Origin of the sequence: Streptomyces thermoviolaceus, from assembly GCF_045209695.1 — a bacterium.
Lineage (GTDB): Bacteria > Actinomycetota > Actinomycetes > Streptomycetales > Streptomycetaceae > Streptomyces > Streptomyces thermoviolaceus.
Genome location: NZ_CP109280.1, coordinates 957,427 through 984,397, shown reverse-complemented (window position 1 = coordinate 984,397; position 26,971 = coordinate 957,427). Strand labels below are relative to the sequence as shown.

The 26,971-nt window shown below is 72.9% G+C and carries 22 protein-coding genes; 12 read left to right on the top strand and 10 right to left on the bottom strand.

Features of this window, described 5'->3' with window-relative positions; all coding sequences use genetic code 11:
* Positions 1–172 precede the first annotated feature (172 nt).
* From OG899_RS04365 to OG899_RS04340, 6 genes are all read left to right on the top strand, one after another.
* Positions 173–1,321 (top strand): ROK family glucokinase, encoded by a 1,149-nt coding sequence (locus OG899_RS04365; protein ID WP_125496009.1) that lies wholly within the window; start codon positions 173–175, stop codon positions 1,319–1,321.
* Complete coding sequence (locus tag OG899_RS04360; protein ID WP_125496010.1) at positions 1,318–1,902, top strand: sugar kinase; 585 nt, start codon at positions 1,318–1,320, stop codon at positions 1,900–1,902. The genes OG899_RS04365 and OG899_RS04360 overlap by 4 nt, the downstream gene beginning before the upstream one ends.
* Before the next feature lie 192 nt (positions 1,903–2,094).
* Positions 2,095–5,007: a DEAD/DEAH box helicase gene (locus OG899_RS04355; RefSeq protein WP_189427910.1), complete on the top strand. Its 2,913-nt coding sequence runs from the start codon at positions 2,095–2,097 to the stop codon at positions 5,005–5,007.
* Positions 5,007–7,352, top strand: a complete 2,346-nt coding sequence (locus tag OG899_RS04350) for an SWIM zinc finger family protein (protein WP_406310909.1) — start codon at positions 5,007–5,009, stop codon at positions 7,350–7,352. Before OG899_RS04355 ends, OG899_RS04350 begins: the two co-directional genes overlap by 1 nt.
* A 168-nt stretch (positions 7,353–7,520) precedes the next feature.
* The gene (locus OG899_RS04345) at positions 7,521–8,894 is read left to right on the top strand and encodes a JmjC domain-containing protein (RefSeq protein WP_406310908.1); all 1,374 of its coding nucleotides are present in this window, start codon (positions 7,521–7,523) and stop codon (positions 8,892–8,894) included.
* Positions 8,895–8,898: 4 nt separating this feature from the next.
* A complete protein-coding gene (locus tag OG899_RS04340) occupies positions 8,899–9,459 on the top strand; it encodes a GNAT family N-acetyltransferase (protein ID WP_406310907.1) in 561 nt (186 codons plus the stop codon).
* Here OG899_RS04340 and OG899_RS04335 read toward each other — a convergent pair.
* The 9 genes from OG899_RS04335 to OG899_RS04295 all read right to left on the bottom strand — a co-directional run bounded on the left by OG899_RS04335 (position 9,392) and on the right by OG899_RS04295 (position 19,619).
* The gene (locus tag OG899_RS04335) at positions 9,392–10,711 is read right to left on the bottom strand and encodes an MFS transporter (RefSeq protein WP_125499923.1); all 1,320 of its coding nucleotides are present in this window, start codon (positions 10,709–10,711) and stop codon (positions 9,392–9,394) included. The two genes, OG899_RS04340 and OG899_RS04335, sit on opposite strands and share 68 nt — an antisense overlap.
* A 55-nt stretch (positions 10,712–10,766) precedes the next feature.
* A complete protein-coding gene (locus OG899_RS04330) occupies positions 10,767–11,549 on the bottom strand; it encodes a TfuA-like protein (RefSeq protein WP_168132272.1) in 783 nt (260 codons plus the stop codon).
* Complete coding sequence (locus OG899_RS04325) at positions 11,521–12,798, bottom strand: YcaO-like family protein (RefSeq protein WP_406310906.1); 1,278 nt, start codon at positions 12,796–12,798, stop codon at positions 11,521–11,523. Before OG899_RS04325 ends, OG899_RS04330 begins: the two co-directional genes overlap by 29 nt.
* Positions 12,791–15,934, bottom strand: a complete 3,144-nt coding sequence (locus tag OG899_RS04320) for a carbamoyltransferase C-terminal domain-containing protein (RefSeq protein ID WP_168132274.1) — start codon at positions 15,932–15,934, stop codon at positions 12,791–12,793. The genes OG899_RS04325 and OG899_RS04320 overlap by 8 nt, the downstream gene beginning before the upstream one ends.
* Entirely contained in the window at positions 15,931–16,830 is a 900-nt protein-coding gene (locus OG899_RS04315) for a DUF692 family multinuclear iron-containing protein (protein ID WP_125499927.1), read from the bottom strand. The genes OG899_RS04320 and OG899_RS04315 overlap by 4 nt, the downstream gene beginning before the upstream one ends.
* The gene (locus OG899_RS04310; protein WP_125499928.1) at positions 16,827–17,570 is read right to left on the bottom strand and encodes a hypothetical protein; all 744 of its coding nucleotides are present in this window, start codon (positions 17,568–17,570) and stop codon (positions 16,827–16,829) included. The genes OG899_RS04315 and OG899_RS04310 overlap by 4 nt, the downstream gene beginning before the upstream one ends.
* A 101-nt stretch (positions 17,571–17,671) precedes the next feature.
* On the bottom strand, positions 17,672–17,857 hold the full coding sequence (locus OG899_RS04305) for a hypothetical protein (RefSeq protein ID WP_125499929.1): 186 nt from the start codon (positions 17,855–17,857) through the stop codon (positions 17,672–17,674).
* A gap of 485 nt (positions 17,858–18,342) precedes the next feature.
* Positions 18,343–18,807, bottom strand: coding sequence for a MarR family winged helix-turn-helix transcriptional regulator (locus OG899_RS04300; RefSeq protein ID WP_125499930.1), 465 nt, complete (start codon positions 18,805–18,807; stop codon positions 18,343–18,345).
* A gap of 392 nt (positions 18,808–19,199) precedes the next feature.
* Complete coding sequence (locus tag OG899_RS04295; RefSeq protein ID WP_125499931.1) at positions 19,200–19,619, bottom strand: helix-turn-helix transcriptional regulator; 420 nt, start codon at positions 19,617–19,619, stop codon at positions 19,200–19,202.
* Positions 19,620–19,720: 101 nt separating this feature from the next.
* Between OG899_RS04295 and OG899_RS04290 the strand changes: the two genes are divergently transcribed.
* Complete coding sequence (locus OG899_RS04290) at positions 19,721–20,977, top strand: MFS transporter (RefSeq protein ID WP_125499932.1); 1,257 nt, start codon at positions 19,721–19,723, stop codon at positions 20,975–20,977.
* Positions 20,978–21,092: 115 nt separating this feature from the next.
* On the opposite strand, the gene OG899_RS04285 is transcribed toward OG899_RS04290, so the two are convergent.
* Complete coding sequence (locus OG899_RS04285) at positions 21,093–21,746, bottom strand: ScbR family autoregulator-binding transcription factor (RefSeq protein ID WP_125499933.1); 654 nt, start codon at positions 21,744–21,746, stop codon at positions 21,093–21,095.
* A gap of 80 nt (positions 21,747–21,826) precedes the next feature.
* On the opposite strand from OG899_RS04285, the gene OG899_RS04280 reads away from it, so the two are divergent.
* The 5 genes from OG899_RS04280 (at position 21,827) to OG899_RS04260 (ending at position 26,643) form a co-directional block, all read left to right on the top strand.
* A complete protein-coding gene (locus OG899_RS04280; RefSeq protein WP_240955946.1) occupies positions 21,827–22,966 on the top strand; it encodes a ScbA/BarX family gamma-butyrolactone biosynthesis protein in 1,140 nt (379 codons plus the stop codon).
* Entirely contained in the window at positions 22,960–24,069 is a 1,110-nt protein-coding gene (locus tag OG899_RS04275; RefSeq protein ID WP_125499935.1) for an oxidoreductase, read from the top strand. Before OG899_RS04280 ends, OG899_RS04275 begins: the two co-directional genes overlap by 7 nt.
* A 3-nt stretch (positions 24,070–24,072) precedes the next feature.
* Positions 24,073–24,792, top strand: coding sequence for an HAD family phosphatase (locus OG899_RS04270; RefSeq protein ID WP_125499936.1), 720 nt, complete (start codon positions 24,073–24,075; stop codon positions 24,790–24,792).
* Between the two features lie 80 nt (positions 24,793–24,872).
* Positions 24,873–25,493, top strand: coding sequence for a TetR/AcrR family transcriptional regulator (locus tag OG899_RS04265; RefSeq protein ID WP_168132276.1), 621 nt, complete (start codon positions 24,873–24,875; stop codon positions 25,491–25,493).
* A 181-nt stretch (positions 25,494–25,674) separates the two neighbouring features.
* Positions 25,675–26,643: a LysR family transcriptional regulator gene (locus OG899_RS04260; protein WP_168132277.1), complete on the top strand. Its 969-nt coding sequence runs from the start codon at positions 25,675–25,677 to the stop codon at positions 26,641–26,643.
* Positions 26,644–26,971: the final 328 nt, after the last annotated feature.

Below are 26,971 nucleotides of genomic sequence, written 5' to 3'. Positions count from 1 at the left end.
GGGGGAGCCGCAAGAGAAGCGCCCCACCGTACGCCGGCGCGCCCCGTGCGGAGGCGCGCCCGTACGGCGCCCTCGTGTACCCGTGCGCTCCCTCACACGAACCCCGGCCGTCCCCGGCTGCACCGGTGGCCCATACGGCACGCTCACCGGACGTGCGGCAGAATCGGGGCCGATGAGCACCTACCGCGACTTCACCGCCCCCATCGGCTCCCGGCGCGCCCCCGTGCTGCGCACGGTCGGCACCCGTGAACGCCGCTCCCACCTGACCGCACCCAGAGTGCCGACGGTGGGCATCGACATCGGCGGCACCAAGGTGATGGCGGGCGTCGTCGACGCCGACGGCAACATCCTGGAAAAGCTGCGCACCGAGACCCCGGACAAGTCCAAGAGCCCCAAGGTCGTCGAGGACACCATCGTGGAGCTGGTCCTGGACCTGTCCGACCGGCACGACGTGCACGCCGTCGGCATCGGCGCAGCCGGCTGGGTCGACGCCGACCGCAACCGCGTGCTGTTCGCCCCCCACCTGTCCTGGCGCAACGAGCCGCTGCGCGACCGCCTCTCCGAGCGGTTGTCGGTGCCCGTGCTGGTCGACAACGACGCCAACGCCGCCGCCTGGGCCGAGTGGCGCTTCGGCGCCGGTCGCGGCGAGGACCACCTCGTCATGATCACCCTGGGCACCGGCATCGGCGGGGCCATCCTGGAGGACGGGCAGGTCAAGCGCGGCAAGTACGGGGTGGCCGGCGAGTTCGGGCACATGCAGGTCGTGCCCGGCGGGCACCGCTGCCCGTGCGGCAACCGCGGCTGCTGGGAGCAGTACAGCTCCGGCAACGCCCTGGTGCGCGAGGCCCGCGAGCTGGCGGCCGCCGAGTCCCCGGTCGCCTACGGCATCATCGAGCACGTCAAGGGCAGCGTCTCCGACATCACCGGCCCGATGATCACCGAGCTGGCCCGCGAGGGCGACGCCATGTGCGTCGAGCTGCTCCAGGACATCGGCCAGTGGCTCGGCGTCGGCATCGCCAATCTGGCCGCCGCCCTCGACCCGTCCTGCTTCGTCATCGGCGGCGGGGTCTCCGCGGCCGACGACCTGCTCATCGGTCCCGCACGGGACGCCTTCAAACGCCAGCTGACCGGCCGGGGCTACCGCCCCGAGGCGCGCATCGTGCGCGCCCAGCTCGGTCCGGAGGCCGGCATGGTCGGCGCCGCCGACCTCGCCCGGCTGGTCGCCCGCCGCTTCCGGCGCGCCAAGCGACGCCGGGTGGAGCGCTACGAGCGCTACGAGCGGTACGCCGAGGCACGGCGGGCGGCCCGGGAGGCACTGTGACGATGTCGCTGCCCCGCCAGGCGGCGCCTCCCGACGATCCGCCACCACAGCCGGCCGAGGACCGACGGCACCGCATCCGCCGCCGCGCGCTCACACTGCTGATCATCGTGCTGCTGATCGGTGTCCCGGCCGGCTACCTGGTGATCTCCGCCGACCAGAGCCGCGACAGCGGCAAGGACAAGGAGCAGAAGTACGCGGCGACCGGCCTCACCCCGACCTACCCGGCCAAGGTCCAGCAGCGCCTGTACCAGGTGCCGATACCGCACCCGGCCGACCGCGTCGCCTCCTACGAGACGAACAACTGGAAGACCAGCCGTCTCTACGTGCAGTTCCGCACCACCCAGGCAGGCCTCGACACCTTCCTCGACGCCCTCGGCATGGGCCGCGCGGACCTGAAGAAGGGTGCCGTCACCATCGACGCCCGCGACCGGCAGGTGTCCGGCTGGACGTTCGGGGACTCCGGCGACTGGTGGGGCCTCACCCACCGCCAGAAGAACCCCGCGCCCACCCAGGACGTCATGGTCGACCTCTCCGACCCGGTCCTGCCCATGGTGTACGTCGTCTCCCGCACCGTGCCCTGAGCGGAGCCGAGCCCTGACGCGGCGGCGGTCCCACGACGCTAGCGGGGCCGAGCCCTGACGCGGCTGCGGTCCCACGACGCTGCCGGAGCAGGGCCGCGGCGGCCGCGCCCCGGCGCCGGACGGCCGATTGTCAGACCCCGCCCGTACAGTCGGGGACGGCTGATGCGAACGGCGATCGGAGGTGACAGGCGCATGAGCGAGCCGACCGCGACCGAGGCGGACCGGACCGGGCACGCCGTGTCCGTGCGGCTGGCCGCCGTCTTCCTCCCCGCCTCGCTGCCCCGCCGCGGCCGCATCGCCCTGTGGGACCCCGACACCGGGGTGTGGCCCGAGGACGGCCCGCCCGCACCCCCCGGCACCGGCACGGCCGACCCGGACGACGCACCGCGGCGCACGGACCTCACCGTCGTCCGCCCGCACGGCCGGAGCGTCCGCCGCCGCACCGTCCCCGCCCTGACCCTGCCGCTGCAGCAGGCCCTGCCCCACCTCGTGCGCGCCCGGCACGATCCGGCGGCCCACCCCGCCACCGCCGCCTGGGGCGCGGCCGCCCTGCACGCCCTCCAGCTCGTCGCCCGCGGCAAGCTGCTGCCCGGCCTGACCCCCGGCGGTCACGACGCCTGGCGCGCCGGCCCCCTCGACCCCGACGACGTCGCCCACCTCAGAGCGATCGCCGCCGCCCTCCCGCCGGAAGGCCACGCGGTGCCCCTGCCGGGCCCCGGCCCGCTCCTGCTGCCCGAACCGGTGGCGCTGCTGCGGGCCTTCCTCGACGCCGTCGCCGACACCCTGCCCCGCACCCCCGCCGCGCCGCACGCCTGCGGCGCCCCCTTCGCCGGCCGGCACCCCCAGCACCTGCCCGCCGCCCGTGACTGGGCCGCCGAGATCGCCGCCGGCACCGACGCCGGCGTGCGCATCTCCCTCCGGCTCGACCTCGCGCCCCACGACCTGTTCGACGCCGACCCCGGCCCCGATGCCGGCACCCGCCCGGCGGGCGCGGCGATCGTGCAGGTGCACAGTCTCGCCGACCCCACGCTCGTGACCGACGCAGCCGACCTGTGGGCGGGGACGGCCGACCCGGCGTTCGGCCCCCGCGCCCGGGTGGACACCGCCCTGGCGGTGCGGCGCGCCGCCCGCGTCTGGCCGCCCCTGGACCGCCTCGCCGACCAGGAGACACCCGATGTGCTCGCCCTGTCCGAGGACGAGGTGAGCGACTTGCTCGGACCCGCCGCCACCGGACTGGCGGCCGCCGGCATCGCCGTGCACTGGCCGCGCGAACTGGCCCATGACCTCACCGCCACCGCCGTGGTCCGGCCCGCCCCCGGCTCCGCCGCCGACGGCACCGGCTTCCTGCAGAGCGAGGAACTGCTGCAGTTCCGCTGGCAGCTCGCGCTCGGCGACGACCCGCTCACCGAGGCCGAGATGGACGCGCTCGCCGAGGCCCACCGGCCGGTCGTCCGGCTGCGGGACCGCTGGGTGCTCGTCGACCCGGCCCTGGTGCGCAAGGCCCGCGCACGTCACCTCGGTCTGCTCGACCCGGTGCAGGCCCTCTCCGTCGCTCTCACCGGCACTGCCGAGGTCGACGGCGAGACCGTCGAAGCGGTCCCGGCCGGTGCCCTCGCGGCCCTGCGGGACCGCATCACCGCAGGCGTCCGGCCCGCCGAACCGCCCCCGGGCCTGAACGCCACCTTGCGCGACTACCAGCTGCGCGGCCTGGCCTGGCTCGACCTCATGACCTCCCTCGGCCTCGGCGGCTGCCTCGCCGACGACATGGGCCTCGGCAAGACCGTCACCGTCATCGCCCTGCACCTGAAACGGGCCCGCCCCGAACCCACCCTCGTCGTCTGCCCGGCCTCCCTGCTCGGCAACTGGCAACGGGAGATCCACCGCTTCGCGCCCGGCGTCCCCGTCCGCCGCTTCCACGGCCCCGCCCGCACCCTGGACGGTCTCGACGGCGGTTTCGTCCTCACCACCTACGGCACCCTGCGCTCCGCCGCCGGCGACCTCGCCGCGCAGCCCTGGGGCATGGTCGTCGCGGACGAGGCCCAGCACGTCAAGAACCCCGCCTCGGCCACCGCGAAAGCCCTGCGCACCATCCCCACCCCGGCCCGCGTGGCCCTCACCGGCACCCCCGTGGAGAACAACCTCTCCGAACTGTGGGCCCTGCTCGACTGGACCACCCCCGGCCTGCTGGGCCCGCTGAAGTCCTTCCGCGCCCGGCACGCCCGCGCCGTCGAACAGGGCGAGGACCAGGAGGCCACCGAGCGCCTCGCCCGCCTGGTGCGCCCCTTCCTGCTGCGCCGCCGGAAGTCCGACCCCGGCATCGCCCCCGAGCTGCCGCCCAAGACCGTCACCGACCACCCGGTCCCGCTCACCCGGGAGCAGGCCGCGCTGTACGAGGCGGTGGTGCGCGAGTCGATGCGCGCCATCGCAGCGGCCGGGGGCATGGCCCGCCGCGGCCTGGTGCTCAAACTCCTGACCAGCCTCAAACAGATCTGCGACCACCCGGCCCTCTACCTCAAGGAAGACCCGCAGAACCCGCCTGCCGGCCACGCCGCCCGCACCGGCGGCCGTCTCGCGGCCCGCTCCGGCAAGCTCGCCCTGCTGGACGAGCTGCTCGACACCGTGCTCGCCGAGGAGAACTCGGCCCTGGTCTTCACCCAGTACGTCGGCATGGCCCGCCTGATCACCGCCCACCTCGCCGCCCGCGCCGTCCCCGCCGGCCTCCTCCACGGCGGCACCCCCGTCCCGGAGCGCGAACGCCTGGTGGACCGCTTCCAGAGCGGGGCCACCCCGGTGCTGGTGCTGTCCCTGAAGGCCGCCGGCACCGGACTCAACCTCACCCGCGCCGGCCATGTGGTCCACATCGACCGCTGGTGGAACCCGGCGGTCGAGGAGCAGGCCACCGACCGCGCCTACCGCATCGGCCAGACCCAGCCCGTCCAGGTGCACCGCCTGATCACCGAGGGCACCGTCGAGGACCGCATCGCCGAGATGCTGGACGCCAAACGGGCCCTGGCCGACGCGATCCTCGGCACCGGCGAGTCGGCCCTCACCGAACTTACCGACCGCGAGCTGGCCGACCTGGTCGCACTGCGAAGGGAGGCCTGATGGAGTCCCGCCCCGCCGACGCCGCCCGGCGCGCCCTGCGTGCCGCCCGGCGGCAGCAGACCCGCGCCACGGCGACCGAGGACACCCCCCGGCCGGCGCCCCGCACGCCCGGCCCGGACCAGCCGGCATCCACCGGCCACCGCCCGGCCGACGCCGCCCGTGCCGCCCTCCGCGAAGCACTGGCGGCCCGACGCGCGGCCGCCCGCCCGACCGAGGAGGACACCGGCCCCGACACGCCGGCCCCGTCGACGTCCACCCGAGGCACCTTCCCGGAGGAGACCGCCTCCGAGGAACAGGAACACCCCGAGCGCCCGCACGGACCTCGGGACACCGGCGATGTCGCACACTCCGGCGACCTCACGTCCTCCCGCGCAGCCGCGCACAGCGTTGACGATGCCGCTCCGTCCCCGGACGAGCCTGCGCATCCCGCCACGCCCACCTCTTCCGGTGAGCCCACGCCGTGTGGCACCTCCACCCCTTCCGACGCCCCCGCACGACCCGCCACCGCCACTCCTTCCGGCAACCCCGCGCGACCTGCCACCGCCACTTCGTCCGACGAGCCGTCGGCGGCCGACCCGGCCCCGCCCGCCGACGACCACGCCCTCCCGGACCGGTCCGCCCCGCCCCGTCCCGCCGACGCGGCCCGAGCGGCCCTGCGCGCCGCCCTGGCCCGCCGTGCGGCACTGGAGGACCCGCCCCGCACCCGTGCCGCCGGGCCGCACACCTCCGAGCACCTCTCCACCCCGCCGCCGGTCACCGCCTCCCGCACGGCCACCACCGCAGCCTCCGCCGCCCCGGAGACAGGCGCCCCCGCGGAGCACCCCGCACCTGCCCGGCACGCCCCGGCCCAGCACGCCGCCTCCCGCGCCGACGAGGTGAGGCAGCTGCTCGCCGGCACCTTCGCGCCACCCACCGACGCCGAAGCCGAGCACCCCTCTCCCGGCAACACGCCCTCCGCCGCCCATCCGGACCACGGCACCACCCCGCACCAGCCACCGGACGCACCCGGCCCCCGGCCCGTGTCCGCGCCCGCCCCGGCCGGCCCGTCCCCCGGGGCCGCCGCGCCCCGGCTTCCCCGCACCATGGCCACCCCGCACCGGGACAACGAACACCGGCGCACCTTCCCGGCCCTGCCGCCCGCCGGACCGGACCGCGCCTCCTTCGCCGAGACCTGGTGGGGCCAGGCGTGGCTCACCGCATTGGAGAAGGGCGCCCTCGACACGGCGCGCCTGGCCCGCGGGCGCGGCTACGCGGAACAGGGCCGGGTCGACGCGATCACCGTCACCCCCGGGTCGGTCCTGGCCTACGTCCAGGGCAGCCGCCCGCGCCCCTACCGGGCCGAGGTGCGCCTGCCCACTCTGGACGACGAGGACTGGGACCGCTTTCTGCGCAGCGCCGCCGAGCGCCCCGCGCATATCGCCGCGCTGCTCGACAAGGAGCTGCCGCGCTTTCTCGCCGACTGCGGCGTACCGCTGCTGCCCGGACCCGGCGACCTGGACGCCCACTGCAGCTGCCCCGACCGCGGCCGACCGTGCAAGCACGCCGCCGCCCTGTGCTACCAGACCGCACGCGTGCTCGACACCGACCCGTTCGCCCTGCTGCTGCTCCGCGGCCGGGGCGAGCGAGAACTGCTGGACGCGCTGTCCCGGCTGAACGCCACCCGCGCGGCCCGCGCCGACGAGCGAGGGCCGGATTTGCTGCCGGGCGTGCGCGCCTCCCAGGTCCTCGCACACCGCCGCCCGCTCCCGCCCCTGCCCGCACCCCTGCCCCCGCCCACGCACCCCGGGCCGCCCCCGGCCTACCCGGCGGCTCCGGGCGGCCCCGACCCGCTCGCCCTGGACCAGCTGGCGACCGACGCCGCCGCCCGCGCCCACGCTCTGCTCACCACCGGCCGGGACCCGGTGGGCGGACTGACGCTGTGGCAGGACGCGGTGCGCCTCGCGGCGGCCAGGCCCGGCTCCGGGCTGACCGCCGCCACCCGCTCCCTGTACGCCGCGCTCGCCTCCGCCACCGGACGCGACACCGCCGAGCTGGCCCGCGCGGTGGCCGCCTGGCGGCAGGGCGGCGCGGACGCACTCGCCGTCCTCGAGGAACCCTGGGACCCGCCGGCCGGCCGTTTCGACCGGGCCCGCCCGCTGCTGCTGGCCGCCGGCCTGCCCGCCTTCCGGCCCTGGCGCAACCGGCTCACCCACCCCCTGGGCCACCGTCAGCTCCGCCTGGGCCGCACCGGCCTGTGGTACGCCTACGACTCCGAACCGGGCCGCGAGGACTGGTGGCCCCGCGGCACCCCGGACACCGATCCGGTCGGCGCGCTGACGGGTGTGCCGGCAACCGAGCACTCCTGACAGGAGAGGGCGTTCCCTGGTGCACGGACCTCCGGCAGCGCAGGGCTCGCGGACAGGCGCACCGACGGAATCGGACGTGTTATGCGCCTTTCCATCGGCGACACGACAAAGGGAAATGGCGTGTCACGGGGTCTGGTGTGCATTACCGAGCCACGGTACGGTTGCGGCATGATCACCAGTGATCGAAAGCCGCCGAGGGTCCGAATCATCAACACCGCGGCACTGAGCGGTCGGCAGGAGCCATTGGTTCCGATTCACGATGACGAGAAAGCCGGTCAGGCCGCTCGAATGCTGCCGGTCGATTCGGCGGCACTTCGCCGCTGTATCGGTGACGAAAAGGAATTCACGGCCGACATCTGGGGAAAGCGGGTGCATGTCACCCGTGGTGGTGTACCGGCCAGCGATCTCATCAGTGTGCAGGACATCGACCGACTGCTCACCGATCAGCCCCTGCTGCGTTCCGACATGATACGTCTCGTGCGGCACGGCGAGATTCTCCCGCGGCAGGCCTATCTCAGATCGATGCGGGAGATCTATCCGCGGCCCGTCGACCACGAGATGACGGAGAACGAGCTTCTTCTGGAGATGCTGACCCGGGGCGTCGCGAGTGCCGCGGAGGTCACGGCCGCCGTGCGTGGCGGAGCCACTCTCATCCTCCAGTCGGCGCACTGGTACCACCCGCCGCTGACCGAGTTCTGCCGGTCTCTCGAACTCGCCCTGGGCCGCCGCTGCCGGGCGAACATCTATCTCACGCCGGTCTCGTCTCAGGGATTCGGGCTGCACACCGATCCGCACGATGTCTTCGTGCTTCAGGCGTTCGGTGAGAAACAGTGGCACGTGGGAGCGACGCCGTGGGAGCGGCACAACGGCCACGCGAGCGACGACCCCGATGAGACCCGTGAACTGCTGCTGCGCCCCGGCGACGTGCTGTATCTCCCGAAGGGGACTCCGCATCGCGCGAACACCCTGAGCGCCCGGTCGGGGCACGTCACCATCAGCATCGAGTCCAACTCCTGGCGCGAGGTGCTGCGGACGACGCTGTCCCGGCTCGTCGAGGACAGCCTTCCTGCGGAACTCCTGGACGCCGAGCTGCCCGTGGGCTGGCTGCACGACGGCAGCGTGCTGCACGAGGCGGCCGAACGCTTCCTGACAGAAGCCCGGGCGGCGTTCGCCCGCCAGGAGCCCGAACAAGTGCGCTCCGCACATCTGCAGACCTTCCTGGCGCAGCTCACGGACAGAATTCCCGGAGCTTTCGAGACGGATTCCGCGCTCGGTGTTCTCGGTGTCCTGGACACGACGCGGCTGCGGCGGCGGAAAACTGTGCCGTGCGCGCTCTTCGCACAGCCCGCGACCCGGCGCATCTACGCGGTTCTGGGGCGCCGCTCGGTGAGTATGCCCGATTCCTACGAGAAAGTGATGCGGTTCGTCGCGGGGCGCTCGGAGTTCACGCCCGAGGAGCTTTCCTTCGCGTTGGACGAACCGGAGCGGCTGGAGCTGTGCCAAGCGCTGGTCGATGCGCATCTGCTGCACGCGCTAGAGTGACCGAGTGATTGTTTCTCCTGAGGTACTGTCCGACGGTGTCCGGTTGCGGCTCGTTACGCCCGAGGATGCAGAAGCATTGCATTCCGCATATGTGGCGAACCGGGAGTATCTGGCTCCGTGGGAACCGCGCCGCCCGGACAGTTTTTTCACCGTCGAGGGTCAGGCCGAGCGCATCGGCGAGCAATTGCGGCAGCTCTCGGAACGGCGTGCGGTGCCCTGGGTGCTCGACAGCGACGGCACCATCGTCGGCACGATCACGCTCTCCGGAATGGCCTTCGGCCCCTTCTGCAGTGCCTACCTGGGGTACTGGGTGGCCGCCGACCGGCAGAACCGCGGACTGGCCAGCGCGGCTGTGGCGAGTGTGTGCCGCGCGGCCCGCGACACCATCGGCCTGCACCGCATCGAGGCCACCACGCTTCTCGACAACGCCCCGTCACAGCGCGTCTTGCGGAAGAACGGTTTCGAACCGATCGGCATGGCTCCGCGCTATCTGCACATCAACGGGGAATGGCGGGATCATCGTCTGTTCCAGCGGGTTCTGCACGACGGTCCGCCGGCGAGCTGACCTCTGCGGTGGCGCCCACGGGCGCAGCGTACGCGGCGGTCCGCGGCACCGCTCGACGGGCCACGGACCGGGCGCCCAGACCGGCGGCCAGGAAGAGCAGAGCCAGAGCCGCCCAGCCGACGGAACCCGCGGCCACCACTCCGCCGGCGATCAGCGACGGTCCGACCATTCCCTCCGCGGTAGGCCCCAGGCTGTAGGCGGCGGCGTAGTTGCCGCGCTCCGCATCGGGGGACAGCGCGAACTGGAGCCCCCAGCCACCGGAGGAGTGCCAGATCTCGCCCAGCGTGTGCAGGACGACGGACATCACCATCAGCGCCGCGGCCAGAGCGGACGGAGCCCAGGAGGCGGCAATCAGCGTTCCGCACATCAGGGCGAAGGACAGTGCCGCCCGGAGCATGTGGCGGCCGGCACCCGGAACGGTCTCGGCTCCCGCGCTGAGCGGTACCTGCAGCAAGATGGCGATCACGGTGTTGATCGCGATCAGCAGGGGGGCGACGGCCGCAGGCGCCTCGGTGGCTCGGGACACCCACAGCGGCATACCGATCACCAGCACCGACAGATTCAGCTGAAGTATGCCGTTGCAGCAGGTCAGCAGAGCGAACTTGGCGTTCCTCAACGGACCGAGCGCTGAACGCCGCACGCTCCTGCCGCGGACGGCCGAGACGTTGCGTACGGTCGTCATCAGCACGGAGGCCACGAAGAACGACACCCCGTCGCCCAGCAGCAGTGCCCGGTACCCGGCGTCCGTGCCGCTTCCCACGGCGACCGCCGCCAGCAGGGCGCCCACCAGGAAACCGGCGTTCTTCAGCACCTGCACACGGGCCATGACACCGACGCGTTCGGCGTCACCGAACGCGGAACCCACGTACGCCTGAAGAGCCGGCATTCCGGCGTGCTCCGCCAGCCCCAGCAGCACCAGCACCGTCACGAACTGCCAGAACGAGTGCACGAAGGCCAGAGCACAGCACCACACCCCGCGCCACACATGCAGCACGACGAGCGCATGCCGGGGACCGATCCGGTCGACCAGGAGGCCGTTGGGAACGGTCGCGGCGAGGGCGACGATGCCCAGCACGGACAGTCCGATGCCGATCTGCGCGTCGGACAGCCCGGCCACACGCGAGTAGAACAGTGTCGCGCCGGCCAGGAACAGGCCACCGCCCGTCGCATCGATCGCGACGGTCGTCAGCAGCCTCCGCTCGGCCGGCCCGGTGGTGCGCAGCCCGAGCCGGCGGGCCATCGACGTCAGCATTCCTGGTGGTTCCCTTCATGGCCTTCGTACCGGACCGCCGTGCCGCGGGTGATCCTCACAGGCAGGTCTCGTGCGCCTCGGAGACGCAGACGGAACAGAACAGCATTCCTGCCGTCAGCGGTTCCTGGCAGGCCGGACAGCGGCGTGTGTCCGTGGCCCCGTCGCCGAGCCAGTCGCCGGCCAGGACAGCGCGCAGGCAGGTCTCCGCATCGCGCACCTTGGGGTGCAGCCGGGGTTCCCTCCCGAGACGTAGAAGCGAGGAGAGCACCGTGGGGGCGACTCCCAGCTCGCTCCACACCGCCCGGCACGCCGTCCAGGACCGCTGGGACCAGTGGATGCCCTCGGCGGCACGGGCGAGCCGGGACCGCTGGGCGGGAGCGATGAGACCCGCCTCGACGGCGGCCGCGAGCACGGCCCGGACATGCACCGTGCACACGGTCACTTCCCGATGGCCGTCGTCCGGGTCCAGGGCGACGGCGACGTCCGCGTCGGAGGTCAGCGTGCCCAGCCGGTACAGCGTGAAGATGTCACCGATGCCGATCGCCCCGAGCGGCCACAGGTCGGCGGCGCGCAGGGCGCCCATGCTGGAGCAGCCGACCACCGTCCAGCCGGCGTCGAGCAGCTGACGGCACTCCGTCGGGGTCACGGCCATCGTGCCGCCGAACAGTCCGTCGACGAGGACCACGGTGCCGGGACCGCCGTCCAGCAACGGAAGCAGGTCCCCGCGCCGGACCGGAGGCCGCAGGTCGACCGCCGCCAGCAGCGCGGGGTCGAGGGGACGCACCGACGCCGCGCCGAAGACGATGGGCCTAGGCCTGGACGTGCTGATGGGCCACACGATGGCTCCTGAGGGGTTCCACGACGGAGTCGACCATGCCCGGCACCGCCACATGGGCGACGGGCAGACCGAGTTCCGGGACGGTCAGATCGGTGTGCACGACCCGGTCGTAGCCGCCTTCTTCCAGCAGCGCGGCCACGTGCCGCAGTGTGTCGCGCGTCGACCGCGGCGGCAGGGCGGGGAGCGTGCTCATGTCGGTGACGCCTTCCGCCTTCGCCTGCAGGGCGCGGTGCAGGAACGCAGCTCGCTGCTCGGCGGGGTCGGCGCGGTAGATCTCGGCGACGCGGTCGAGGTCCTCCCGGCTGCCCTGGATGGCGGTGGCACGGGCCTGCGCGGCCTCCGTCAGGGCGCGGCGCAGGGCGACGCCCGCGTCGGGGTGCGTACCGAAACCGGACACCGCCAGGTGGGCCTGGGCGGCGCCCGGGTCGGAGAGGAACACCGCGAACGTGGGCAGCACAGTGGTGTGGGTGAGGTCGATGACGACCGTGTCGATCTCGGCCCTGGCGTACTTGCGCAGCAGTTCCGTCTCGGCGGATCCGGTCACCGTGTCGAGAGCGACCAGCCGGCCCGGCCCGCCGTGCAGGTACCGCGAGGTGGCGTCGCGTTCGACGACCTCGTACAGCGCATGCAGCACCGCCTCGCTCAGCGTGGCGCCGGAGGCCAGGCCCGTGGTGCTCGGGCGTACCGGTCGCAGACAGCCGGGCGGCGCGGTGTACGGGAAGATCACCTCGGCGGCGGGCAGCAGAACGGTGCTGCCGGTCCTGCTGTCCCGGCCCTGGATCCACTCGATCGGCTGATCGGGCACAGGATCGGTCAGGCCCAGGTCCGCCGCGGTCAGGTGGGTGCGGCCGGCGGCCCTCAGCTCGGTCGGCCGGGCCGTCAGTGTGGGGCGGGCCAGGGAACCGCAGTGCCGCTCCACCGCCTCGAACAGCGCGGAGGCGAGGGCTTCCACAGGTGTGTTGCCCTTTCCCTGGCAGAGAGTGATCTGCCCGGTGCGGGCCTGAGGCCGGGTCACACTGAAGACAGGGATGCCCACGACGTCGAGCGGGGTGAGGTCCGTGACGCGGCTGATGCCGAGGCGGTGGCGCAGCGGCCACACCGTGGCGACGGCATCGGCCGCAGGCACCGACCGGTGCGAGGTGCCGCACGGCAGCATGGTGGTGTCGTCGGTCGTGTTCTCCAGCCACGCCAGAGCGTGCATGCGCGGCGTGTCGTCCAGGTCGGTCATACGGTCGTCCAGGTCAGTCATGTACTGCCTCCCGGGTGACCACCAGCAGGCAGCGGGCACGGAGCGCGGTCAGGAAGGCCAGCGCCGTGTCGGTGCCGACCCGTGCGGAGACCAGGCAGTCCGGCAGGTAGTCGCCGAGGGCACGGTCGGGCTCGGCCCGGGACAGGGTGTCGAACGCCCACCTCGGCAGCTCGAGTCCGGCCGGTTCGGCGCCGCCGGTGATCCACAGACGGCTGCCCGCGCAGTCCTGCTCCCACCGCAGCCGCACGCCGGGGGCGAGGACGAGCCGGGAGCGCAGGGTGAGCGGTGCCTCGTTCTCCGGGGCGCGACGGACCACACGGTCGCCCAGCACCAGGGCGCTCAGCCGCGTGCCCAACAGCATGTCGAGTGCCTGGCCGGGCGTTTCGATCATGGGCTCGCCACGGCGGTTGAGCGAGGTGTTCACCAGGACGGGGAAACCGGTGCGTGCGCCGACGAGATGGAGCAGTTCGTGGATGCGCGGGTTCATGTCGCGCGAGACGGTCTGCACCCGGGCGGTGCCGTCGACGTGGGTTATGGCAGCGAGCTGCTCACGGTACTTCTCGCGGACCGGGACCACCCGCAGCATGTGCGGAGAGGGCTCGTCGAGGTCGAAGTACTCGGCGGCGACCTCCTCGGGCACGATGGGCGCCAGTGGGCGGAAGTCCTCCCGGAACTTGATGTGCGCGTTGATGAAGTCCCAGGTGTCACGGCTCCTTGCGTCGGCGAGGACCGACCGGTGGCCCAGGGCGCGTGGCCCGAACTCCGATCCGCCCTGGAACCAGCCGACGACGTCGCCCGCGGCGATCCGGTCCGCCACGGCCTCCAGCTCCAGCGGTTCGGTGACCACCCGGTCGCTGACCAGCCCGATGGCCGCGTCGTGGTCGTCCTGGGTGTACGGGTGTCCCAGGTAGTCGTCGTAGGGTGCCTGCCGGCGCCGGGTCGAGCCGGTGAGCCGGTAGTGCGCGGCTGCGGCGGCGCCCAGGGAGACCCCGGCGTCGCTCGCCGCCGGGAACACGAAGAAGCGGTCGGCTCCGCTGTCTCGGGCGATGCGGTCGTTGGCCACGGAGTTGAGCGCGACGCCGCCCGCGTAGGCGAGGTCGCGGCAGCCGGGCACCAGAGACATGGCGTACCGCATGCGAGCCACCAGTGCCTCTTCGAGGTCGGCCTGGATCCGGGCCGCGAGATCGGCGTGGTCCATCGGGCCGCCGGAGCCGGGGGCGCGGTAGGCGTCCTTCCAGTCGCTGCGGAAGCGGGGCAGGCCGTTCGGGCCGGGCTCCAGCAGGCTGGGGCCGGCGTTGCGGGCCTTCCCCCAGGGGGCGAGGCCCATCAGCTTGCCGCTGCCCTCCTGCCAGTCGCCGAAGACGTACTGGCTCACGGCCGCATAGGTCTCGCCGATCGAGGAGGAGCCGACGCGGACGTTGAAGGAGTCGGCGCACTCGCGGAACAGCAGCCGGTAGCCGTCCCGGTCGAAGTGGTAGACGGAGAAGACGTGGATGCGCGGCAGCCGGTCCTCGGGCCCCCGCGCGAGGTACTCCCGCAGTCCGGGACCATCCACCAGCAGGTCGTCCGTGCCGAGCACCGAGCCTCCGGAGCCGTCGCAGACGACGACCACGGCCTCCTCGAAGGGCGAGCCCCAGAACGCGGAGAAGGCGTGGGCGAGGTGGTGCGAGACGTAGACGGTGCGCGCGTCGAACGGGTCGAACAGGTCGAACGACTGCGCCGCGGACGGCACCGACAGCCCCACGTAACCAGGCAGCAGCGGTTGTGCGTTGAAGGCGAAGACGTCCACGTCGTCGGCGGTCAGGCCGGCCGAGGTGAGACAGTAGTCGGCGGCCGCACGGGAGGAGAGGTGGCCGACTCCGTCGTGTTTCCGGCGGGTGACCCGCTCCTGCTGCACGGCGACCTGCGGGCTGCCGTCGCGCAGCAGGCAGGCGGAGGCGTCATGGCTGGCCGACAGGCCGAGGACGACGGGTCGGCCGCTGCCGGCCCGCCCCGCCGGAGCGGTCACGCCGGGCTCGCCGGTCTTCTCGAGGCGAGGGTCGATCCGGTCCACGGCCTCGGCGCCGCCGACGGCGACATAGGCGGTGACCGGATCCGGGCACTCCAGGGTGATCACCGTGTCGCGCCCGGCGCCGGGCGCGACATCGAGCACCAGCCACCCGGCGCCGTTGGTCCGCCGGATCGTGCCGTCCGCCGCCCATGTCACGGAGAGTCCGGCGGCGCGCGGAAGCCACAACGGGGTGGTGTCCCCGCTGACGACCTCGTCCGCGCCCGCGGCGACGGCTGCGATCCGAACGGTGTCCGCGCCGGCTCGCAGGCGCAGCCGCAGCCGGGCGGCTGCGCCGGGCAGCTCGAAGCAGAACGGTTCTGCGGCACCGGTCCCCGGCTGCCGCAGAAGCGGCGTGCCCACCAGCATCCCGTCCGGCCCGGCGGAGGCCAGCAGCGCGGCACGCAGCAGCGGCGAGGGAACCCGGCGTCCGTCGCTCCCCAGCCGCTTCGCGAGTCCGGCGGCGAGTCCGGCGACGATGCCGACGGCGGCGGAGGTGCCGCGCATGGGAGCGGGGCCGGCCGCGCAGCGGGTGGCGTAGCGGGCGTCCGGGACCAGCAGCTGAGGCTTGCGGCCCAGGCCGTCCGTGCCGCAGTAGGCCGCCGGTCCGCCGTCGTCGGAGCCGACCCCGACGGCGAGCACGGAGGGACAGGAGGCGGGGAACCTGAGCCGTCCCGGTCCGTCGTGCCCGGCAGCGGCGACGAACAGCGGCATGTCCGGGTTTCGGGCCACCTCCTCGAAGGCCCGCCGCACCTTGAGCCGTTCGGCGTCGCGCTCGGGCGACGACCACGGCATGGCCACGATGTCCCAGCCGCCGTCCGCCGTGACCATCGCCCGCAGGTCGGCGGCGAGGCTGCGGGCCCTCAGCCGTGCGGCCGAGGCGTAACCGATCTCCGCCCGGCCGGCCAGCTGCCGGCACAGTCCGGCGACCCGCTCCGTGTGCGCGTCGGGCATCCCGCCGCCGTCGGGCGCGGGAGTGCCGTCCGAGACGACCAGGACACGTACGCCTTCCCCGAGCCCGGCGCCGCGGTCGGGTTCCGGGCTCAGTACGGACCACGGCGGCGAGGCGGGCTGCTGTGCGTGTGTCATGCGGTACCTGCCGTGGCCAGGCCGGACGGACGGGAGATGGACGGCGTCCACCCGACCTCCGCCAGCAGGTTCTCGATGCGCTCGAAGTCGCTGTCCAGCTCGTCGGCCCCGAGGCCCACCCCGATCTCGTAGGTGACGGCGCGCAGCCGCGGCGCGTGGGCGACCGCCTCCTGGAGCAGGTCGATGACGGCGGGGGTCACGGCGTGGCTGTGTGTGTCCAGGTACCGGTTGTCGAAGGTGGGGTCGATGTAACCCCCCGCCACATGGATCTCCACCACCCGGTCCAGCGGAAGCGAGCGGAGCACGTCCTCGTAGGGCTGTCGCACGGCGACGGCGTACGAGAAGACATGCGCGACGTCCAGCAGCAGGTCGCAGTCGGCGCCGTCGGTGACGCGATGGAAGAACTCGCCGAGGCTCATACGGCCCACGGCGAGGGTGCAGGACGGGATCTCCGGCACGAAGGGGTAACGGCTGACCTCCTGCATGCGGCGTATGCCGTCCACGACATGGTCGGCGACCTCGCGCTCGAAGAGCGGAGGGGTGAAGTACGGCAGCGGGTACGGGCCGATCGACCACAGGCCGATGTCCTCACAGGTCCACACGGCACCCAGCACGTCACTGACCGCCTCGAGGCGGGTGAACAGCTCCATGTTGGGGCCGCCGGGCGCTGCGGGTGCCACGCCCGGCAGGTGGTGCACCACGGGCAGGTCGCCGGCGCACTCGTCCATGAAGGTCTGTGCGTCGGCGGCGCTGGGCAGCGAGACACAGGACAGATGGCTGAGCCGGCCGGCGTACCGGGCGCACAGGTCCGGCATCTTCTGCGGGTAGCTGTCGCGGTACTGCCAGTCGAGTCCGAAGCCGAGCAGGCCGACGGGGGCCTTGTTTTCTTTCGTCATGCGCACCTGCCTGAGAGCGGAAGGGCCGCGGCGGACACCTTGCGGCCGGGGAAGGCGGCGACAACGATCTGGTAGTCACCGGGGTCACCGAGGGCGTCGGGCTCGAGGGAGCGCGGCAGCCGCCCGCGCTCGTCCACGAGGCGCCAGGCAGAGCGGAACGACTCGGTCTGGAGGGCGTCCGGGACATGCGGGGGGACCAGTCCACCGTCGTCCCAGGGGGAGAAAGCGGCCTTCGCCAGATCCATGCCCTCACCCGGAATACCGGTCGTGCAGGCACACACGTCCTCGGGAGGCGCGATCAACTCGGGGGCGGAGAAGCGGCTCACGAGGCCGAACAGCTGAAAGACGTCCGCGAGCAGCTGGGACTGCCCGGCGACGGTCCTGTGGGCGAACAGACAGAAATTCTCGAACAGGGTGCGACCGGCGCTCTGCCAGAAGGCATCGGAGTCCGCGTAGGCCTCGACGAGCGGAGTGATCTTTTCCGCTTCGACGCATTCCCACAGAGGCGGGCACGTGCGTTGCAGATGACGGCACAGATTGCGCAGACGGGCGCTTCGCTCGACCTCCAGGGCGTGGAAATCGATGGTGGAAAGAACGGACGCCGTTGCTTCGCATATCGTGTCGGAGGGATCTTTCAGCGCATCGGCGACCACGTCCGCGGAGCTCTTGGAGTACAGCAGGCGGAGCAGCAACTCCGTGCGGGCCTCTGTGTCGTCGCGCAACAGGAGTGCCTGCGTCACGCCGGAAGAAAGGGTGCGCAAGAACCTACCGCCGTTCGGTCGAGGGATGTCCTGTCGGAAGAACCGGCCGGATCCCTGACGAGACCCGGCCGGACCAGGTGTTACTCCTGCCACTCCTTGTTGGAGTTGACCGACGCCAGGGCGATGTCGTCGTTGCCGCGGAACTCGGCGCGCAGCGGGCCGACGAATTCGTGGGCGTGGGTCGTGGCGAGGTGCCGGATGACCGCCGAACGCAGCGCCTTGTCGCTGTCGATGGCGGACAGCACCGCAGCGGTGTTGTCGGACATGAACCTCTCCCTTTCGCAGAAATGACCGACGGTATTTCCGTCGGTCGACCAGCTCCGGGATGCCGACCGCGAGTGTCCGTTCCACGGCACTCGAGTCGGCGCGGATCAGGTGATCACACATCCAGCAATCTGCACAGGAGAGCTGCACGTGACGTATGTCACCTGCTGTTGGGGTTTGAGAATTCTCTTTTCCGGCGCTGCCCCTGTTTGCTGCCTTGTACGCAGAATGGCTCGCATCTCGGTGCGCGGCTGTTTCAAACCAGCTGTTTCACGCCATCCTTGCTGCGGGCGCGCGCACGCCGCCAGCCTGAGGTGAAGGGCGGCTCGCCCTGCCCCCGAGTGTCAGGCGCAGTGGGTCGCGAGCAGGGAGGCGGGGCAACCAGGCCCGTCCGACGTGCCGTGTCAGGGTGGAACCGCTGGAGGTGGCAGACGATGTGCCGGTCGCATCGCCGGCATGGACGAAAGCCGGGGAGCGTCTGGGGGAGTCAGGCCGCAGCGGATTCCGCGGCGGCACCGAACCGGAAGCTCGCCACCAGCGGGGCCCAGCGGTCGTCGAACGAGGCGATCCGGAGGAGTTTCGACAGCTCGGCCCGGCAGCGGGCCTCGGCCTGCTCGCCGCGTTCGGCGCCCTCGGGTGTGAGCATGCAGTAGACGCCGCGGCGGTCGTGCTGGCAGGTGGCCCGGGCCGCGAGGCCCTTGTGTTCCAGCCGGGTGACGAGCCGGCTCATGGACGACTGGTCCAGTCCGACGCGGGCGGCCAACTCCTGCAACCGTGCCGCGTGTTCAGGGCTGTGCCGCAGCTCGGCCAGCACCAGTGTCTCGGGCAGGGAGACCCGGTACTCGCGTGCGAGCGTCTTCTCCAGCGCCTGGTTGAGCTGCCCGACCATCAGTGTGAGCCGACGCCACTGGTCGAACTCGTCGAAGGCTTCGGCGTGGTCGTCGGTCGACATGTCGGTCTCCCCTCGGTGCGCTGCTCACCATAACCGCGTGCAGGCGCAAGAAATGCCCGTCCCTGTGCGAGTGCGGATGTTCGTGACCGGTGAGGCGCGGAGGTCGCGTGGGTCGGCACGGCACTGCTCCTTCCCCGCCGCTGCCGGGGTACGCACACCGCCGCACCGCCGCACCGCCGCACCGCCGCACCGCACGGGCCGCTTCGGGCCGTGCGCCCGCGTCGCGGTCGCGCAGGTGTGCGCCGTCGTGTGTGTGGCCGTGTGTGCGGCCGGGTGCGTGTGCCTCGTCCGGCGGCTCGTCGGGCGCCGGCCCCTTTCCGCCGCCCCTGTATCCCGTCGACCCCGTCTCACGACGGCTCCTCTCCCGTCGTCACCCGATCCGCCCGGCAGCTTCAGGAAGCGCGGGTGCCGCCCTTGCGGGTCCTGGGCGGAAAGTCCGGGTCGGCGGGGGTCCAGGCGGCCACGAGGTCCAGCAGCCCGGGGAAGCGGGCGTCGAGGTCGTCGGTGCGCACGTGACTGCGTCGTTCCAGGCCGTACTGGCGTTGCCGGATGACGCCGGCCTCGCGCAGGGCCTTGAAGTGGTGGGTGAGGGAGGACTTGGGGCGGTCGATGCCGAACCAGCCGCACGGGTGGTCGAAGGCCTCACGCTCCAGCAGGAGTTTGCGGACGATGAACAGCCGCAGCGGGTCGCTCAGCGCGCCGAGCACGGTCTCCAGGCGCAGGTCCTCCCGTGCCGGTTCGGGCAGCGGGTCGGGCAGGCCGGCGGGTTCCGGCGGCTGCGGGCGCGTCGAGGTGTGCGCGGTCGGGGTCATGGGTCCTACTCCGTCGTCCGGATCCTGTACGAGTTCTATCGTACCGTGCGCTAAGTTCGAGTAAAGTCGTACTGCTCGCCGGACGAACCGGAGGAACAGCCATGCCCGAAAGCGGAACCACCCCCACGACGGCACCCCCGCAGCCCGATCAGCAGGCCCGGAGCGCGGCCCCGGCGGCACCCGCCTGGTGGGTGTGGCCGGCCGCCTGGCCGGTGACCGCGGTGTTCGTGCTGTCCAACGCGGCGACCCCGCTGTATGTGCTGTGGCAGCGAGACATCGGCTTCTCCAAGGGCACGCTGACCGTGATCTTCGCCGCCTACATCGCCGGCCTGCTCGGCTCCCTGCTCGTCTCGGGTGTCGTCTCCGACCGGAAGGGACGCAAACCCGTTCTGCTGCCCGCCCTCGTCCTCGCCCTGGCCGCCTGCGCCATCTTCGCCACCGCCACCAGCGTCGCCGCGCTGATCGTGGCCCGCCTGTTCACCGGCATCGCCGTGGGTGCCGTCGTCTCCGCCGGCATGGCCGCCGTCACCGACGTCGCCGGCCCCGACCGCAAACGCCTCGCCGCGCTCCTCGCCTCCTGCGCCATGGTGTTCGGCGCCGGCCTCGGCCCGCTGCTGGCCGGAATCCTCTCCGAGACCCTGCCCGGCCCCACCGTCACCGTCTTCGTCGTCGAGGCCGCCCTGCTGCTCACGGCCGTGCTCGCCGTGGTGCGCATGCCCCTGCGCCGCCCGGAGACCCCCGCCCGGTCCGGCGCCTGGATCCGGGTGCCGCGCGTCCCCCGCGGCAACGGCCTGCATCTCGCCCTCGGCATCGCCGTCTTCGCGCCCGGCATCACCGCCACCTCGTTCGTGCTGTCGCTCGGCCCCTCGCTGCTGTCCGGCCTGCTCGACACCACCAGCCGCATCGTCTCCGGCGCCATGGCGTTCGTGATGTTCCTGGCCGCCACCGGCGTGCAGTTCGCGGTGCAGAAGCTGCGGCGCCGCACCATCCTGCTCACCGGTGCGGGCGCGACCACCCTGGCGATGGCCGCGCTGATCACCGCCGTGCACACCTCGTCCGTGCCCGTCCTCGTCGCCGCCGCCCTGCTGGCCGGCGCCGGCCAGGGCATGGGCCAGCTCGGTGGCCTGTCCCTGCTCAACTCCACGGTGCCGCCCCAGCGTCTCGCCGAGGCCAACGCGGCCCTGAACGTGGGCGGTTACGTCCCCGCCGGGCTGCTGCCCGTCTGCGCCGGCTACCTCAGCGACGCCATCGGCCTGACCTCCGGGGCCACCGTCTTCGGCGCCACCCTGCTCACCCTCGCCGTGCTCGGCGGCGTCGTCGTCCTCGCCACGCGCCGCCGGGTGCCCGAACCCGCCTGACCCGCCGCACACCCGGCGTCCGGTGCGCCGCCGCCCGTTCGCGGGCCGCGGCGCACCGGCGCGTCGTGCGGCGAAGGTCAGGACCGCGCGGCCGGTGTCCGCGCGGCGGTGCGGCTCACCGGGCGCGGATGGCGTGGTACAGCAGCCCGCCGACCTCCGCCCAGCGCTCGACGACGTCCGTCCTGCCGTGCAGCACGTCCGAGATGTGCTGCGCGCCGAAGAAGGCGGCGACCAGCGACCGGGCCGCGGCCTCAGGCGTCACCTCCCGGCGCAGTTCGCCCGCCTCGTGAGCGGAGGTCAGCAGCGACGTCAGCAGGTCCGTCCAGTCCACGTACGGCGTGGGCAGTTCGGCGTCGATCTGCGGGCGCTCTATCTGCAGGCGCGCGCCCGCCTGCACGACGCTGTCGTCCCGGAAGGCGCGCGCCGCGCGGGCCAGCAGGTGCACCACGGTGTCCATGGGGCCGAAACCCTCCGCCGATACCTCCTCCAGCAGGCGGGGCCAGCGTGCGTAGTGCTCCTCCACCACGGCCACCGCGAGCGCCTCCTTGCTGGGGTAGTGGAAGTAGACCGCTCCCTTGGTCATCCGCACCCGGTCCGCCACCGCCTGGATGGACGTGCGACGGAATCCCTGACGGGCGAACAGCTCGGCCGCCGCCGCCAGGACCAGCTGCCTGGTGCGTGCGGAGCGGTCCTGCTTGGGGTGCGGACCTCTTCTGGTCACGATCTTCTTCTGGGTGAACACGGGGATGGCGGGGCGTGCTTCCGGCATGGTCTGCTCCCTGCGGACGGCGGTGTCTCACGGGTGAGGGAGGCGGCTCGTCGAGACCGTGTGGCGTGTCCTCGGTCGTGATGGCGAAAAAATACCCCTCGGCAATAAACCTTCCCGAAGGTATATTCCTCGCTGTCGACGCGTCCCTTCGCGCACGGACACTAGCGGGTGCCGTTGGACCGAAGCGACGAGCTGGAGGGGGAAACGTGCACGTCGGATCGTCGTTGACCAAGATTCTGCCGGGGTCGGCCGAGTCCTGCCGCACCGGGCGGAGGGCGGCGTCCGGCTCGCCTGTGCCTCGTGCATCGGTGCACAAGGCTTCCGGCGACGAAGTCCTGCTGTCCGCCGTGGACCGCGTGGGCGACGACCGCTTCCGTGTCACCCCGCTGTGGCGCCGGGATCATTACCTCGGTCATCTGGGCGGCGGGGTCTGCGATCCCGTCCTGCTGGCCGAGACGGTGCGGCAGGCGGCCATCCATGTGTCCCACCGCTTCTACGGCGTGCCGTACGGTCATCCGTTCGTGATGCACGAGCTCACCGTGGACCTCGGCGCGCCGCTGCCGGGGCTGTCCGCGGAACTGCCGCCCGTCGCCGTGGAGGCGCAGGTACGCAGGCGAGAGGGACGAAAAGTTGACATGTGCATGCAATCCGTGGTGGAGATGGCGGGCCGTCGGCTGGGTCGGGCCCGGGTGCGCTGGGCCGTTCTCGACCCTGACCGCTACGCGCGGTTGAGGAACCGGACCTCGACCGCGGTGGGCGCGGAGACGGTGCACGGTGACGCCGTGCCCCTGGTGCCGTCCCGCGTCGGCCACCGGCTCGACCGCGACGTGTTGCTCGCCGCCGCACCGGCTCACCCCGGCCAGTGGTGGCTGCGGCTGGATCCCGGGCATCCCGTGCTGTTCGACCATCCCTCGGACCACATACCGGGCATGGCCCTCGTCGAGGCCTTCCGGCAGATGTCCACCGTCCTCGCGCACGGCACACCCGCGGCGCACGGGTCCGTGCCGCGGCACCCGTCGCTGCTGTCCGTGGCGTTCACGTCGTTCGGCGAGCTGGACGCTCCGGTGCTCCTGACCGCGCAGCCCGCCGACGGCGAGGACGACACGCCCGGAACCGTCCTTCTGAGGGCGCTGCAGGACGGCCGCGAACTGGCGCACGCCCGGGTGCGGCACCCGGCGCTCGGCGACACCGGGCGCGACGGGAAGGAGGCGACATGCTGACGGCACAGCGCGCACCGCGCACGCTCGATCCCGCCGACGGGGACCTGCTCGCCGCCGCGCGCCGCGACGCGTCGGCCGCCGAGCAGGCGGGCCGGCTCACCCCCGAGGTCGCCGCGGCGCTCACCCGGGCCGGCTTCCCGCGACACTTCGTCCCCCGCGAACAGGGCGGTGCAGCGGGCGAGTTCGGCCCCTTGGTGACGGCCACGGCGACGGTGGCGGAAGCATGTGCGTCGACGGCCTGGTGCGCCGCGCTGTTCGCCGCGCACGGCCGGCTCGCCGCCTATCTCCCGCCGGACGGGCGGCGCGAGATCTGGGCCGGCGGACCCGACCGGCGGATCGCGGCCGCCGTCGTCCCGCCGCAGGGGCGGGCGGTGAAGGAGCGCGACGGATGGCGGCTGGACGGCACCTGGCGGCCCGCCAGCGGCGTCGACCACGCCGACTGGGTCCTGCTCGCCTCCTGGGTGCCGGCCCCCTCGGGCAGAGAGCACCGGATCTTCGCCGTGCCGCGCTCGGAGCTGACCGTCGAGGACACCTGGGACGCCTGCGGGCTGCGGGGCACCGGGAGCAACACGGTCAGGGCCGAGGGTGTACGGGTGCCGGAGCATCGCTCGGTGCCGCTGCAGACGCTGCTGCGTCCGCAGCCCGGCGCGGCACGCTGCCACACCGTCCCGTTCCCCATGGTCGCCGCCCTGATCTTCGCCGCGCCCGCGCTCGGCATCGCCCGCGGCGCCCTGCGCGCCTGGACGGCCGAACGGGCCGGCGCCCCGGCCCGTCACCCGGCGACGCACACGGTGCTGGCCGAGGCCTCGGCCCGGATCCACGCCGCCGGGCTGCTGCTGGACGGCGCGGCCGCCCGCGCGGACCGTGGCGAGATCACGGCGCTCACCGTGGCCGAGAATCGCCGGGACGCGGCGACGGCGGCGACCCTGTGCCGGGAGGCGGTGGACTCGCTCTTCCGCGCCTCCGGCCTGCGGGCGCACACGCCGGGCAGTGTGCTGCAGCGGGCCTGGCGGGACGCGACGACCCTCGCCTCGCACGGCACCCTCGACACCGACGCGGCGGCCCGGGCCTACGCCGAGGCCGTCCTGACCCCGGAGGTGTGACCCATGGGTGTGCGGCCGGACCACCGGCCCGTGGCGTTCTTCGACGTCGACGAGACGCTGCTCGCTGACAAGAGCATGGTGAGCTTCTGGCGCCACTGGCGCACGGTGTGGCAGGGCGCCGGTGCCACCGGCGACCGGGACGGCGAGCTGCGCACGGCCGGCGCCGACCGGTGCGCGCTCAACCGCGCGTACTACCGGCGTTTCGCGGGAGTGCCGGCCCACGTGGTCCGGGCGGCGACCCATCGCTGGTACGACACGTACCGCCGGCGGCCGGACGCCTTCGTCGCCGCGGGACTCGAGGCCGTGCGCCGGCATCGGCGTGCGGGGCACGAGGTGGTGCTGGTCTCCGGCTCGCTGCGTCCCGTGGTGGAGCGTGTGGCCGAGGACGTCGGCGCCGACGAGGTGTGCTGCACACGGCAGCTCGTGTCCGAGGACGGAGTGCTGACGGGGGAGGTGGACCGCCCCATGATCGGCCGTTTCAAGGCCGAGGCCGTCGCCGCCGTGCTGGCCGGGCGGGGCGTGCCCGCCGCACGGTGTTACGCCTACGGCGACCACGACAGCGATCTGCAGATGCTCCGGTCGGTCGGGAACGCGGTGGTGGTGGGCGGCTCGCCCGCGCTGCGCCGGGAGGCCCGGCGGTGCGGATGGCCCGTCCTGAGCGCCCGGCCCGGACCGCTGATGGCCACCGGTGACCACCACGTTCCAGCCGGGGTGAACCAGTGATGTCGGGCCGATTTCCCTCTCGTCACAGGAAACCTACGCGTGGGTATGTTTGTGCCCTCTCAAGATCGGAGGGCATCCGCATGGTCAAGCAGGAGCGTGCCCGGCGCACCAGGGACAAGGTCCTCGACGCCGCCGCCGAGGAGTTCGCCGTCCGAGGCTACGACAAGGCCACACTCGACGCGGTGGCCCGGCGGACCGGCATGACGAAGGGAGCACTCTACGGCCACTTCTCGTCCAAGGCCGCCCTCGCCGCCGCCCTGTTGAGGCAGTGCCAGGGAGTCTGGCAGGAACTGGTGCCGGCCGGGGGTGCGCAGGTCGTCAGGGCCCGGGCGGCACTGGAGTCCCTGGGCGTGGGGCTGTTCGAGCGGGTGCGCGAGGACGTGCGGCTGCGGGCGGCCCTGCGGCTGTCCAGCGACTGCCCGGACCTGACGCGCAGCGCGCCGGACCTGCTGCGGGACGTGCACCGCATCCTGGAGGACCTCGTCCGGCGCGCCCAGCAGGAGGGCGACCTGCCGCAGCATCGGCCCGAGCTCGTCGCCGGGCTGCTGCTGGCGGTGATGAACGGGGTGCTGCATCTTCCGCCCGATCAGCAGGGCCGCGGGGAAGCGCTCGCCTGGCCGGCCGAGTGGCGCCTGCTCCTCGACGCGCTCTCCGGCGCACCGGCGCGGCCGCACACGTTCAGTGCCACAGGCCATCCATGAAACATTCCTTCTCGGAGGTATCGTCATGCTGACACCGCCCCGGTCGCTGAAGGGATCCGCTCCGCCCGACGGTGAGGCCGGATCGGGGTCGCCGCGGCGCTCTCGGGGAGACGCCCGGGACAGCGCCCTCCGGGAGCCGGAGAGGCCACCGGCCCGCAGACGCACGGACCGCGGTGAGGCCGTGCGCGACACGGAGGACCATGACGATCTGAGATCCGCCGCCGTACACGCCGAACACGTCGACGACTTCGACATGCGGCACCTGCGGTATTTCCTCACCGTGGTCCGGGCCGGCACGGTCTCCGCGGCCGCCCAGGAATTGCGGATATCGCAACCGAGCCTCAGTCAGCAGATCAGACGCCTGGAACGGCGTATCGGCGCACCGCTGTTCATCCGGAGTTCCCGCGGGGTCCAGCTCACGTCGAGCGGCCGTGCATTCCTCCGGGAAGTCCAGGGAATTCCCGGGCAACTGCGCTCCGCCATCGCGGCGGCCGCACCCACACCGCGCACCTGGCCGGTCGGTGTCTGCGGGGGAGTACCGGCCGAGGTGCTCACGGAGGTGCAGACCGGTCTGGCCGGACAGTTCACCGAGCAGGACGCCGCACAGCCCGGACCGCGGCTGCCCATGAGCGCGGTCGACGCGGCCGACCAGCGGGACCTGCTCCAGTACGGAGAGATCGCCTTCGGCATCGTCCGGCTGCCGATGCCCACCACCGGCCTGGTGCGGGCGGTGGTGTGGGACGAGCCGCTCGGCATCGTCCTGCACGCCGGACATCCCCTGGCCGGCCGGGACCGCCTGGACTGGGACGACCTCGCCGGTCAGCGGCTGCTGTGGTACGACGACGGCTGCGCGCCCGGATACGCCGACTCCGTCCCCGCCCAGCTCGCCGCCCTCGGCTGGCGTGCGGAGCTGTTCCCCATGGATCAGGACCAGCACGCCCTGTTCGTCCACGCCCTGCAGACGACCGCCGACCTGGTGGGCCTCAGGCCCCGGCGCGCGGTACAGGGAGCGGCGCAGCTGCGGTGGCAGCCGCTGCCCACGCGCCGGCCGCCGCGGGAACGACTCGCCGTGACCGCACTCGCCGGCAGCCGCCCGGCCCGTGCCCTGCGTCGCGCCGCCGCGCAGCGCGACTGGCCGTGGTCGGGCTGATCCGCTCGGCGTCGCGCATCTGTCGTTCGTATCCGATCCCCAGCGGGCGTACGTCTTCGATCCCACAGCGGTCGTTCGCATTCGGTCCCTCGAACGCCTTTCCCAGCGGCCCGGAATCACGAATTCCGGGCCGCTTCTTCATGTGCGTCGCCTGCCATAGGTTCCGCCGTATGGCACCTACGCGTTTTACGTCTTGGACGCCGTCGTCCGGCCGAACCTAGTCTCGTGAACCGGACAACGCGGGGACCGCATCGCCGGATGAAACCCCCTGTCCGTCTCACCGATTCCGTCCTGGGTCCTGGGTCGCCCCTGCCGAGAACCGTCATGG